Here is a 12,655-nt window from a genome sequence, read left to right as displayed (position 1 = left end):
AAGTCAAAATGAACAAAGAAATTCCGAAGATTATCTTTGATACGGATATGGGACCCGACTACGATGACGTAGGGGCGATTGCGGTGCTGCATGCGCTGGCAGATAGCGGCGAATGCGAAATACTGGCTACCGTGGCCAGCGCCGGGCACCCGACCATCGCGCCGACCATAGAACTGTTCAACCGGTATTTCGGGCGTGCTGATCTGCCTGTAGGCATACCTGCCGACGATGCTCCGGGTTATACGGCAAAAAATGATTGGAATACGTTGCTTTTAAAACAGTATGCTCCTGATCGCATTAACCACACCTATCCCAGCGCTGTCAGTGTATATCGTAAAGTGCTTGCCGCACAGCCGGACAATAGTGTCGTCATCGTCACCGTTGGTTTCTTATCCAACATTGCCGACCTGCTGGCGTCTGCCCCTGACGAACATTCAAAAATGAACGGGATAGCCTTGGTAAAAGCGAAAGTAAAAAAATGGGTTGCCATGGCAGGAAACTTACCTGAAGGCAAGGAATTTAACGTCGTCGAAGACGCACAAGCTGCTTATGACGCCATCAGCCAATGGCCCAAACCCTTATTGATTAGCGGCTTTGAAATCGGATCAAAAATCTTCACCGGCGGTAAGCTAAATGAGCAGGGCGACAAAGATGGTCCGGTGGCAGCTGCCTACGCCTATAACTTGAAAACCTACGAAGAAGAGGAGAAAACGAACCGGCCATCCTGGGATCAAACCACCGTATTGGCCGCTGTGCGCAATCCGGAAGATTATTTCTACGTCAATGGGCCGGGAACATTGATGGTAGACGAACAGGGGTACAATACGTGGAATCCACTGACTAATCGGGAACACTATTTTTTAGCTCACAAATATCCGTATGCATATCTTGAAGCGGTCATCGAAACCCTGATGTTGCATGTCCCTCGCAACAATTTCAGGGGCGTCAGCAATCATCACAACACACGTCCGATGGAGACACGAGGGCCGACGAACGATAAATCCGGAACATGAGATCATGCTTGAATCACCGTTGTATAACAACAAAGTTACCGGAAAAATCAGCAATATCAATACCTATAATTAGGTATTTTATAGGGTGTTACACTCAAAAACACAAACGTAGCGGTATTGATATCCACCCTATGCCACACCACAGAAAACGTTCGCTATGCAACCGGCAAAACTGCCCGAAACATGCACTACTTTAATTTAATTTTCTTACCTTACCAAGAATTAAACTTTAGGGTCATGTCAAAAGAAAAAGGAGCGAAGAAGGAAAACGGCAAAAAAACCGCCGTAAAGAGTTTAAAGGAAAAAAGAGCGGATAAAAAAATAAAACAGGCAGAGAAACGCAGGAAAGATTAAGCCGCTTATTGGTGAGGTATTTTGCCAGGTTATAACAACATGGATTCGAAAACGGAAGGGTTCGGAAAGAAAAGCCTATGTCCATATTGCCAATGAAATTGATTACCTTGCACGCATATAGGAAAATAAAAACAGATTTATGGCGCAAGGGATGGACTTAAAGATAGCTGTGCTAATTGACGCAGACAATGTATCAAACACCAAGATAGCGAGCATTCTGGATGAAGTAAAACGATACGGCATCCCATCCATCAAGCGGATTTACGCGGACTGGACGAAATCACATGTGACCGGATGGAAAGAACCGCTCCTTACTCACGCCATCACGCCGATACAACAATACAGCTATACGAGTGGCAAGAACTCTTCTGACTCGGCCCTCATCATCGATGCCATGGATATTCTCCATAGTCAGCAGGTGGATGGGTTTACCATCGTTTCGAGTGATAGTGACTTTACAAGGCTGGCCATTCGGTTAAGGGAGTCGGGAAAAATGGTAATAGGCGTAGGCGAAAAAAAAACGCCTAAACCTTTCATCGCTGCTTGTGATAAATTTATATACATCGAAATATTGGATAAGGATGCGACAACGACAACGCCCAATGGAAAAACGCCCACGGAAACGGCGACTTCGGCAGTCAAGGTTGTAAAGCAGACAGCCCAAGGTGTACAGCCACATGACCCGATTGGCACTGAAACAATTGACCTACTCAAAGCGTCGGTAAACGATGTAGCCGATGAAGGTGGCTGGGCGCCTTTGGCCGCTATAGGCGGGTTGCTTAATAAGCGGAAGCCTGACTTTGATCCCCGGATTTATGGATTTTCCAAACTTACGCCGTTGTTCAAATCACTAAGCGATCATTTCGAGGTGGAGGAAAAAAGCACAGAAAAAACGAAAATCAAGCACGTATATATCAAAATCAAGGAACCACAAAAAACAGGCAGGAGAAAGGTGACCCGTTGAAAATAATTACCCAGGTTCACTACCCGAGGTAAGCCGACAAACTTTTCCCCCAACGCGAATGCTGCAACCAAATCAGTGCACGAGCTTTGATCTGCCTGACCCGTTCGGTGGTCAGCCGGAGTTGTCGGCCGATTTCCTCCAGCGTCTTTGGTTCGGAATCTTCAAGCCCGTAAAAAAGAGTAAGCACCAGCTTTTCGCGGTAAGGAAGTTGTCGTAGTGCATCTTGAACAACTATTTTCAGTGATTCTTTGATCGTGCTTTGATCTGTCGGTTCGCCGCCGTCCGGTATCGCGTCAAGCAGGCTTATCTCCGGCGACACCAGTGACGGTGCATCTACGGAAACCTGTTTTTCGCCGTTTTTCAACGAACGGCGTATTTTCTCAACTGAAACATCAAGCGCTTCGGCCAATTCTTCAGCGGTAGGCTCGCGTTCCAACAGTTGCGCCAACGTGGATTGGGATTTCTTCACCTTGATCAAGTCCGAAATCTGGTTGCTTGGCAACCGTACGATGCGCGACTGGGTAGAAATGGCCGATATAATGCTTTGTCGTATCCACCAAACAGCGTAAGATATAAACTTGAATCCCCGGGTCTCATCAAACCGCTTTGCGGCAGTGACAAGCCCGAGATTCCCTTCGTTAATCAGGTCTTCAAGTACCAAACCCTGGTGTTGGTATTGTTTGGCAACAGACACAACAAACCGTAGATTGCCCTTGATCAACCGGTTTAGGGCCAGACTATCGCCCGTCCGTATCCGGATGGCTAAAGCTACTTCTTCTTCCGCAGTAAGTACATCGTATTTGCTAACTTCCAATAAGTAGGTATTCAAGGATCGATTACTGCGATCGGTAATCGACTCAGATATTTTCAATTGTCTCATGTACTATTTGCGCCTGACGGGTATCCGGTAAAGGTAGTCAATTAATCGGCAAATGCAACAAGAAACCCCACGCCCATCATTCTCCTTTGGGAAAGCGACTGTCTGCTTTTACCTCTGCTATCTGCAGCGTATGCCTGGCGGTATGCCCAGGGATGTAAAGCAGCGAATGGTAGCCGTCTACCGGACCGAAGGGTGAGTCGGAAACGCGATTGCGCATATCGTCTTCACTGAGCGTATCGATATAGTCCAGCAACGTCCTACGCTGGTTGCGCAGCTCTTCAAGGGCCACCTCCGCATCCGTGTATTTGCCGGGTGTCGCTGGTGTTAGTTCTTTCGAAGCCTGTACCTTGAAACTCCTGTCCTTGATGCCATTGATAATCTCTTCGTCCGTCATCTTGATCTCGCCCCTGCGCTCCGCATTCGGCGATTGAGCGAATACCTCCTGGGCAAAGCCGAACAACATTTTCTCCGTCAGGATAATGTGCTCAAGGCACTCGCTTATCGACCAACGGTCCGGCGCGGGCTTGAATCGAAGCTGCGCTTCACTAAGCCCTGCCACCGCTTTCTCCAAATCGTCATAGGTCTGCTGATAATAATCAAGCAAGAACGACTTATCGTGCCGGGCTGCCTGCTTGGTGGTTTGGCCAGTCGCATCGGCAGCCGCCGCACAAGCGGCGCATACCGTGATGAATAAGATGAATAATCGTTTCATATCAGGATAATTTAATGACTAACAGAAAAATTCGTTGCCGTATGAACGGCGATGTAGACAAATTTAATTTATCCTGACGTGAAATAGCGGTGTGGGATGTGACATATTCAGTGGGGTTTTGAGACAAGTTTTAGTCATGCCGGCCTGATAGACCGCCCCCAGAAGCTTAACTTGTTGATTACATGATATCGTCGGCCACCAGGACCCGCTTAATCCATCGATCCTTGCCGTGCATCCGGGCGTTGGACGCCGAGTGCGCATGGATCGTATTCCGGCTATTAAACATCAACAAATCCCCTTTTTCGAGCACGACACGCGTATACACCTGCTCGGCGGACGCCCTGTTGGATGAAATCATGGCAGCTGGCTTTTCCTCACTTTCGGCCAGCATCGCCAGTTTCACAGACGCGGCATATTCCTTGTGGAACAGGCAATCGACTCCTTGGCTGCAAATCGACCCAATCAGCGAAGACAGCTGTTCATGATACCACTGTATATCATCGTAGCGTGCGATTTTAACGACCGCTTGCTCATCACCATGTACACAAAGCAATCCCGTCCAAACCGCTTGTGTGGTAGCGCCAGTGCCGTGCGGGCGCAGCGCAGCCCCCCTGCATACCGCCTTATCGAAAAAAAAGGTATCGCCGAACAGCGCTGCGATAACACCCATCATGCTATCAGAAAGCAGGGGGATATGATCGGCTACAAACGGTTCTTCGGGCGTATCTGCGAAGAGGTCTTCTGTGGGGAGGTTGCGCAATAGCCCGACATCAGATTCCGCCGTTTCACTCCGCCAGTCGAGCAAGCGCTCGGGCAAAAGCGCAGCGGCTTTTTGGCAACTTTGCATAAATGTATCGAAATTTTCAGTATGATACGGGGCGACAACATCCGCCACCATCTCCCGGGTGTATTGTTTCTCTTCGCTGGTCAACGCATAATAAGGTTGTTGAATTTCGGTCATCATAATAAAGGGCTTGAATGTAAAGCAATCTCACGTGCTGGAGGACATTAATTTTTTTTTCAAGTAGTAGATAATAGGGTCAAGCATGTATTGGCTTATGTTTTTCAAAGAAACAAATGTCGGAATCCAAATCAGTGATCTAAATACACCAAAATGGGTATTTTTTAAAATCCAACGCACATCCAAAAAATGAGTTCCGTTCCTTTCTATGAAACGGAGCTCCATGCTAATATCCTCAATGGTTAGGTGTACTTATTTGACAGCAACGATTTCAATATCCAACTGGAATTCATCAGAAATTGCCCTATCGCCCAATCCGCTGAAAAAGTTGCCAGACCGGTATTTGATGTCAAATTGCGTACGGTCAATCTTAACCTCCTTCGCGATGGCGTGTACCATATTGCCAGATTGATGAACCGTCGCCGGGAAGGTGATAGGTTTCGTAATTCCTTTGATCGTCAGGTCGCCGGTAATCGACAGATCGCTTCCCGAGCCACTGACCTTCGTCACCTTAAACACGGCTGTGCCAAATTTGGGTGCATCAAAAAAATCTTCGCTCTTCAGGTGGTTAGCAAGCCTGGCTGCGCGATCGCCCGTCAAGTCGGTCACCGTGATAGCATTGATGTCTATGGTAAAGGTGCCTCCCGTTAGCTTATCGCCATCAAACGTCAGATCCCCCTGGCTGATACCGATTTCGCCGGTATGCTTTCCGCCGGCCACATTACGTCCTGTCCAAGCTATCTTGGATTTGGTTGTATCAACTTTGAAAACATCGGCCGCTGGCAGCGTAAATGCGTAAAACGTCAATAATAATGCTACCGAAAAAAGTGTTGATGAGATGGTTCTTTTCATAATAATTCCGTTAATGAATAACTGTCAATGGATTTTTGCCCGGATCCAAAGATAGGCGTTGGGACCCGGGTTTATGCCGGTTGTTGTTGTAATTTTTTCATTAATAATTTATTTCGGTATATGATGGCGACCAACTGGATAAGTTCACGTTTTCTATGTGGCAACGCATGGTACCGAGTAGGTGACAGCAATCATGAATAAAGTCGTATCTTTGCATGACTTTTAACTATAGGGAGAGACAACTATGTCAATTGTTAGAGAATCAGACTTAATTGGTATCGGTAAAAAATATCAAATTGAGACCGAAGCCGGGGATTATATGGTCGTGGTCATCCACGACGACGGCCGCCGGGAGCTCTACCGCTATGACCAAGAAGAAAATGAATCCAAATGCGTGATGACCTTGTCTGATGAAGAATCACGCCAAGTGGCCGGCATCATCGGTGGATTATCCTACAAGCCAAAGGCCCTTGAAACAATTGAAGTCGCACTTGACGACTTAATCATTGAATGGTACAAAGTGGAGGGCGGTGCTCCAAGCATCGGCAAGTCCATCGGCGACCTGGAAGTGCGCAAGCGCACCGGAGCGTCCATCATAGCTGCCATCAAGGATGGCGACAGCATCATCAATCCTGGGCCCGACTACGTCATTGCCGCCGAAACTACATTGGTAGTGGCCGGCAAAAGAAGCCATATCAAATTATTGAAGGAGATTTTATAAAAACCAAGGTACTGGAGCGAACAGCATGCTATCACATACCCTGATATTGGAAGTAGGCATTGCCGTTGGATTGGTAGCCCTTGTTGGATTGATATCGAATAGGCTTCGGTTTTCTGTCATCCCCTTTTTCATCCTGATTGGAATGGTACTTGGCCAACATGCTCCAAAATTTGGCAACATCGACCTTACCTTTACGGAAAGCAAACCGTTCATCGATTTCATGGGGCGCCTGGGCGTACTGTTCCTACTGTTTTACCTGGGGCTGGAGTTTTCCGTGAGTAGGCTTATCAAATCGGGGAAGTCCATTCTTACAGGGGGAACTTTCTATGTTGTCCTCAACTTTTGCTCCGGTCTCCTGGTTGGCTGGCTGATGGGGCTTCCGTTTAAGGAAACCATGGTCCTTTGCGGCATCATGACAAGCTCTTCCACGGCTATCGTAGCGAAGGTGCTTACCGATCTCAAACGGACGGCCAACCCCGAAACGGAGGTCATTATGGGCATGATTATGTTTGATGACCTGTTTATCGCCATGCATATTTCGTTCCTTTCGGGACTTATTCTTACCGGAAGCAGTTCTTTTTGGACGGTAGCAGGCACATCATTGCTTGCCTTGGGATTCATATTGGCCTTTCTCATCCTGGGCCGGAAACTGGTTCCGGCCATTGACAAGGTACTTCAGGATAAGTCTTCTGAGCTGTTTATATTGGTGATATTCGCCCTCTTATTTATTGTCGCCGGTTTCTCCGAAACCATCCACGTCGCCGAAGCCATCGGCGCCCTGATGGCCGGACTGGTGTTGGCTGAATCCCAATACATCAAGCGCATCGAACAAATGGTGCTGCCCTTCAAGGACTTCTTCGGAGCAATGTTTTTCTTTAGCTTTGGGCTGTCTATCGATCCCATGTCTTTGGGCGGAGCGGTCATGTGGGCCGCCATCGCGGCGTTGGTAACGGTATTATGCAATGTGGCTTCCGGCTATTTTGCATCGCATTTCGCTGCACTAAAAAAGCGAAAGTCGGTAGATATCGGCTTTACGCTCGCTGCCCGGGGTGAATTTTCGATCATCATGGCCAATATTGGTAAGGCCGGTAAGCTGTTACCTGTCATCCAGTCGTTTGTGGTGGTATATGTTTTGATTTTATCCATCGTAGCCCCCTTGCTCACCAAAGAATCGCGCAACATCTGGAATGCGCTGTTCGGCAAAGATAACGTAGAAAATAAGCCCTTAAAAACGCTTAGCGACCTGGAAAACCCGCCTCCAAAATCGTAGTCAAACAGGCCTGATGGTCCTATCAGCTAAATGATGTGCGGATGATCACTTTTTGCTATGATTCTCGTACGTTTTGTTGTGTGCTTGAAAAATATTCCGGATTTTTGGGAAACAAGCGGTCGGTTGAGCTTGTTGGTAGCAAATATAACATACACTAAAAACTGAAGCGATGAACCGTTTTACGATAATTTTGCTGGCTTTGATAGGTTTAGCAGCCTCGTGCAACAACACGCCAAAATCAAGCGATTCGGGCATGAAAAAGCTGTCGGCAATCACCAACAACCCCGAGAACCCTACATCGATTTTTCTTACCTTGCTGGACAAAACGGAAGATGCCACCACCGTATCTTATTTAGCAAAGGGTGTTTATCAAGATGATACGGTAGGCATACGGATTGAGGTTGATAAAGGCATTCCCGCGGGGATCAACCCGGATGGCTCGGTGAATGAGGAGCTCGGTTTCAAAAAGGGATCAATCAAATTTATAAAATCTGGGCCGGAGAGCGATCGCTTTGTTGCGGCGTTGGGCCAACTGTGGCAAGTTAGCGAAGTGAGCAGCATGAAGCGTGCTGTCCAGCCGCTGGTATTCTCTTCGAACAAAGCGGCTTTTGATGACGCGAAACCTACGACAAACAATTTCAAACTGTTCTTCGATGAAGACGCCCGTGTCCCGGGGGAGCTGTTTTTTACGTTAGATACGTATCAACACCTTGTCGAATTTCAAGAGAAAGGACCGCAATACCGGTCTCAAATCGTGCATGCTTTTGCAGAATAACCGCAGCGGAGGTGGCTATTAGGGCGGTGAAACCGGCTACATGAAGCCGAGTTCCAACCGGGCGACCTCGCTCATCATGCTTTTGTCCCACGGCGGGTCAAAGGTGAGTTCTACCAACGCCCTGCTTACCCCTTCCACCCCTTCCACTTTGCGCTGAACTTCATCGATAATGTTGCCTGCGACAGGGCAGCCCGGTGCCGTAAGCGTCATAATCACTTTAGCCGAACCATCTTCTTTCGTGATGATTTCGTATACCAAGCCCAATTCGACAATATTAACCGGTATTTCTGGATCGAATACAGTCTCCAACTCCGCCGTAATGGCCGGTGCAAGATTCAATGGATCATTGATAATCATCGTTTTTACTTCACGGGTACCATACAAAGGTAATGTATTTTTCTGGCACCAAGACCAGTTGATCCTACATCTTGACATTGCATTCACAAAGCCGTACCTTTAGCTAACGATATTGAGAAAAATGAACATCATTACCGCCGCGCAAACAAAGGATGCCGACCGGCATACCATTGAAACGGAGCCCATCGCTTCGGTCGACCTCATGGAAAGAGCTGCAAATGCTTTTGTAACGGCATTCATACCGCTGTATCCCGACAGCAATACGAGCATACTGATCTGCTGCGGTACCGGCAACAACGGTGGCGACGGGTTGGCGATTGCACGTCTCCTGCAAGCACATGGATACGATGCCATCACCGTGTGGGTCGTACGGTTTGCCAATAGTGAGCGCGACGATTTTACGGCAAACTTCGCCCGCTTGCATAATACGCCCATCCGGATAACGGAATTTTTTCCCGGCGATAAGCTACCGGATATTGACCAAACGGTCATCATCGACGCCTTGCTGGGCTCTGGTCTGAATAAGCCGCTCACCGGTGATTGGCTGCGATTGGTAAAACACATCAATGGTGTACCGGGCCGTAAGGTTGCGGTAGATGTTCCGACCGGGCTAAGAGCTGATGGCATCATCCCCGATACGGAGTATGCCCTGTACGCCCATGACGTTATTTCATTTCAACGGCCCAAGCTGAGCTTTTTCTTCCCCGAATCAGCCAAGGCCATCGAACGTTTCCACGTGGTAGACATCGGCCTTGATGAGTCGTACATCGAACGCTTACCCACCGATTTCCGGTTGATCACCAGAGACGACATCCAGCGCATCTACCGCAACCGCCTACCATTCAGCCACAAAGGCACATACGGACATGCGTTGCTGATCGCCGGGAATACCCGGACCATGGGCGCCGCCCTGCTCTGCTGCGGAGCAAGCGTATATAGCGGTGCCGGCCTTACCTCGGCTTGTATTCCGCCGGCAGGACTTGCAGCCCTGAACACCTGTCATCCGGAAGTAATGTACTGTCCTGAAGAAGATCTGGCTGAAATATGGGGCACATTTGACGCAGTAGGTATTGGACCGGGGTTGGGGCAGCGGGAGAAACTCCTTACGGCATGCCTGGGCTACAGCGCAAAACCGATGGTGATCGATGCTGATGCGATTACCTTACTGGCACGAGAACCGTCGTTGATGGAGAAATTACCTACACCGTGCATCCTCACGCCACATATGAAGGAATTTGACCGCTTGTTTGGCACACACAGTTCATGGTGGGATCGGCTGCGCACGGCAAGGGAACAGGCTGAAGCACGGCATATTGTCCTGGTATTGAAAAACCGCTATACGTTTATCGTGATGCCCGATGGCAGCGTATACATAAACCCCACCGGTAACCCGGCAATGGCCAGTGGCGGCATGGGTGATGTACTTACAGGTATGCTGACGTCATTCTTGGCGCAGGGTTACCCACCACAGGAAGCCGCAATACTGGCCTGTTACCTGCATGGCACCGCAGGAGACCAATTAGCCGCCAATGGCATGGCGGTTGTACCCGCGGGAAAGCTAATCCGGATGATTCCGCTGGCAATCGGGAACAGGGGAGGCTTTTCCTAATTCCATCGCTTCACCTGCTTACAAAATAAAATGATGTCCCAGCCGTTCCCTTACTTCAAAAAGTAAACAAAAGCGCTTTTTTCTGCTGACCGGGGGCATGGTCACGGGCAGATTTCTTTCCCGTGATTTTCTTGGCCTGGCCTGGCGGCACCTTACCGCTCTTGCCCGCTGTCCGGTGTGTGACATATGATGTCGTCATTGCGATTATAACCGCTAACAATGTGATGCGAATCGTTTTCATATTCATAGTTCCCTGAGTTCATCGATCTTAAAGGCAAAAAACGTACCTTTCCTGCAACAACCCGAAATCAACACGAATAAAAAGGATATTGTCCACTTTAGGATACGTGACTAAAATAGTCGCGGACTGCCCGGATTTGTTTTTCAGAAAGTACGGCGCGCAGTTGGTCGTCTCCCGCTTCACGTATTTTCTTGACCGACTTAAACGTCTTAAGCAATTTCTCAGCTGAGGTCTTGCCGATACCCGGTATATTTTCCAGTTCCGTACGGAAGGTTTTCAGGCTGCGTTGCTTCCGATGGAACGTGATACCGAAGCGGTGCGCTTCGTCCCGCAAGTGCTGGATGACCTTCAACGTTTCTGACTTTTTGTCCAAATACAATGGATACTGGTCGCCGGGATAATACAGCTCTTCAAGCCGTTTGGCGATACCAATAATGGTGACCTGTTTATCGATTCCCAGCAGCTTGAGGCTTTTCAATGCAGCGGAAAGCTGGCCCTTGCCGCCGTCTATAACGATAAGCTGTGGGAGGGTCTGCCCTTCGTCCAGCAGCCGGCGGTATCGCCGATGTACCGCCTCTTCCATGGTGGCGAAATCATTAGGGCCCTCAACCGTCTTGACGTTAAAATGCCGATAGTCCTTTTTTGATGGCTTGGCATCTTTGAATACCACGACGGCCGATACCGGATACTTACCCTGGAAATTGGAGTTATCGAAGCATTCGATATGCCGTGGCAGTACATTCATCCGAAGGTCTTTTTGCATTTGGGTAAGGATACGCTCAACCTTCAGCTCCGGATTCAGCTTCTCATATTGATCCAACCGTTCCTTTTTGAAATAAAGCGCATTCTTCAAGGACAGATCCAACAGGCTTCGCTTTTCGCCCAACTTGGGTATCGTGAATTTAAGATCTTCCGCCTTGATACCAATCGCAAAGGGGACGATAATTTCCTTCGAGGTACTGTTGAAACGGCTCCGGATTTCAGGGATAGCCAGGCTGAGCAGCTCAGCATCGGTTTCGTCAAGTCTTTTCCTAAGTTCCACCGTCTGAGTCTGGATAATCACACCGTTCATTACCTTAAGGTAATTGACAAACGCATGGCTTTGATCGGACGCAATGCTGAACACATCCACATTGGTGATGGAGGAATTGACCACCGTAGATTTGCTTTGGTAACGATCCAGCAGGTCAAGTTTGCTTTTCAGCTGGTGCGCGTACTCAAAATTCAGCTCCGCGACGGCGCCATCCAGTTGGTCTTTCAGCCGCCGGATAACTACGCCGATTTTGCCATTCAGGATATCGCGGATATCGTTGAGGTTTTGTTCGTAATCTTCCTCTGTTTGATAACCTTCGCAGGGCCCTTTACAATTGCCGATTTGATATTCCAGACATACTTTGAACTTACCTTTACTGATGTTGTCCTCGGTAAGGGCGAGGTTGCACGTGCGCAGTGGAAACAACTCGCGGATGGTGTCCATGATAGCGTGCATCATGCCCACCGACGCATAAGGACCGAAATACCTTGACCCATCCTTGATGTATTTCCGTGTCGGGAAAACACGCGGAAAGCGTTCATTTTTTATGACAATCCAGGGGTATGTCTTGTCATCTTTGAGCATGACGTTGTACCGGGGTTGATGCTTTTTTATCAAGCTGTTTTCAAGCAGCCATGCATCGATTTCGGTATCCACGATGGTAAAGGTGATGCGATTGATCTTGCGCACCAGCACACGGGTTTTGCCGTTGAGCAGGTTGGTCTTTACAAAATAAGAGCTGACCCGGTTTTTGAGGTCCTTCGCCTTACCGATATAGATAAGTTCGCCGTTAGCGTCCCAATATTGGTAAACACCCGGCCGATGCGGTATCTCTTCAAGCGCCTTACGGTAGTCAAATTTAGTCATATCGAATAAGCAGCAGGCGGAAGGCCTCAGCGTAAGCTTATAGCTT

The 12,655-nt window shown here is 48.5% G+C and carries 13 protein-coding genes; 6 read left to right on the top strand and 7 right to left on the bottom strand.

Going from position 1 to position 12,655, the window contains the following annotated elements; translation table 11 throughout:
• Positions 1 to 8 precede the first annotated feature (8 nt).
• Both B5X72_RS02945 and B5X72_RS02940 read left to right on the top strand, forming a co-directional pair.
• A complete protein-coding gene (locus B5X72_RS02945; protein ID WP_176146069.1) occupies positions 9 to 1,013 on the top strand; it encodes a nucleoside hydrolase in 1,005 nt (334 codons plus the stop codon).
• 493 nt (positions 1,014 to 1,506) lie between these two features.
• Entirely contained in the window at positions 1,507 to 2,331 is an 825-nt protein-coding gene (locus B5X72_RS02940) for an NYN domain-containing protein (RefSeq protein WP_079715316.1), read from the top strand.
• 19 nt (positions 2,332 to 2,350) lie between these two features.
• Here the strand turns inward: B5X72_RS02940 and B5X72_RS02935 are convergent, their stop codons facing one another.
• The 4 genes from B5X72_RS02935 to B5X72_RS02920 form a co-directional block, all read right to left on the bottom strand.
• Positions 2,351 to 3,211, bottom strand: coding sequence for a sigma-70 family RNA polymerase sigma factor (locus B5X72_RS02935; RefSeq protein ID WP_079715315.1), 861 nt, complete (start codon positions 3,209 to 3,211; stop codon positions 2,351 to 2,353).
• A gap of 76 nt (positions 3,212 to 3,287) precedes the next feature.
• Positions 3,288 to 3,923, bottom strand: coding sequence for a DinB family protein (locus B5X72_RS02930; RefSeq protein WP_079715314.1), 636 nt, complete (start codon positions 3,921 to 3,923; stop codon positions 3,288 to 3,290).
• Between the two features lie 178 nt (positions 3,924 to 4,101).
• Entirely contained in the window at positions 4,102 to 4,887 is a 786-nt protein-coding gene (locus B5X72_RS02925; RefSeq protein ID WP_079715313.1) for a hypothetical protein, read from the bottom strand.
• Between the two features lie 249 nt (positions 4,888 to 5,136).
• Positions 5,137 to 5,736 carry a YceI family protein gene (locus tag B5X72_RS02920; protein ID WP_079715312.1) on the bottom strand — a complete coding sequence of 200 codons (600 nt, stop codon included), beginning with the start codon at positions 5,734 to 5,736 and terminating at the stop codon, positions 5,137 to 5,139.
• A 244-nt stretch (positions 5,737 to 5,980) separates the two neighbouring features.
• Here B5X72_RS02920 and B5X72_RS02915 point away from each other — a divergent pair, with 244 nt between their 5' ends.
• From B5X72_RS02915 to B5X72_RS02900, 3 genes are all read left to right on the top strand, one after another.
• Positions 5,981 to 6,457, top strand: a complete 477-nt coding sequence (locus tag B5X72_RS02915) for a cation:proton antiporter regulatory subunit (protein WP_079715311.1) — start codon at positions 5,981 to 5,983, stop codon at positions 6,455 to 6,457.
• Positions 6,458 to 6,482: 25 nt separating this feature from the next.
• A complete protein-coding gene (locus B5X72_RS02910; RefSeq protein ID WP_079715310.1) occupies positions 6,483 to 7,727 on the top strand; it encodes a cation:proton antiporter in 1,245 nt (414 codons plus the stop codon).
• A 253-nt stretch (positions 7,728 to 7,980) separates the two neighbouring features.
• Entirely contained in the window at positions 7,981 to 8,502 is a 522-nt protein-coding gene (locus B5X72_RS02900) for a hypothetical protein (RefSeq protein ID WP_139378495.1), read from the top strand.
• A gap of 36 nt (positions 8,503 to 8,538) precedes the next feature.
• Here B5X72_RS02900 and B5X72_RS02895 read toward each other — a convergent pair whose 3' ends face one another.
• Positions 8,539 to 8,859, bottom strand: coding sequence for an iron-sulfur cluster assembly protein (locus B5X72_RS02895; RefSeq protein WP_079715307.1), 321 nt, complete (start codon positions 8,857 to 8,859; stop codon positions 8,539 to 8,541).
• 121 nt (positions 8,860 to 8,980) lie between these two features.
• On the opposite strand from B5X72_RS02895, the gene B5X72_RS02890 reads away from it, so the two are divergent.
• On the top strand, positions 8,981 to 10,468 hold the full coding sequence (locus B5X72_RS02890; RefSeq protein ID WP_079715306.1) for an NAD(P)H-hydrate dehydratase: 1,488 nt from the start codon (positions 8,981 to 8,983) through the stop codon (positions 10,466 to 10,468).
• Between the two features lie 55 nt (positions 10,469 to 10,523).
• Here B5X72_RS02890 and B5X72_RS02885 read toward each other — a convergent pair whose 3' ends face one another.
• Together B5X72_RS02885 and uvrC are read right to left on the bottom strand one after the other, a co-directional pair.
• Positions 10,524 to 10,667: a hypothetical protein gene (locus tag B5X72_RS02885; protein ID WP_245826783.1), complete on the bottom strand. Its 144-nt coding sequence runs from the start codon at positions 10,665 to 10,667 to the stop codon at positions 10,524 to 10,526.
• A 139-nt stretch (positions 10,668 to 10,806) separates the two neighbouring features.
• Positions 10,807 to 12,609 (bottom strand): excinuclease ABC subunit UvrC, encoded by a 1,803-nt coding sequence (gene uvrC / locus B5X72_RS02880; protein WP_079715305.1) that lies wholly within the window; start codon positions 12,607 to 12,609, stop codon positions 10,807 to 10,809.
• Positions 12,610 to 12,655: the final 46 nt, after the last annotated feature.

The organism is Parapedobacter luteus (assembly GCF_900168055.1).
GTDB classification, from domain to species: domain Bacteria; phylum Bacteroidota; class Bacteroidia; order Sphingobacteriales; family Sphingobacteriaceae; genus Parapedobacter; species Parapedobacter luteus.
This window is presented reverse-complemented; position numbering and strand designations above follow the sequence as displayed.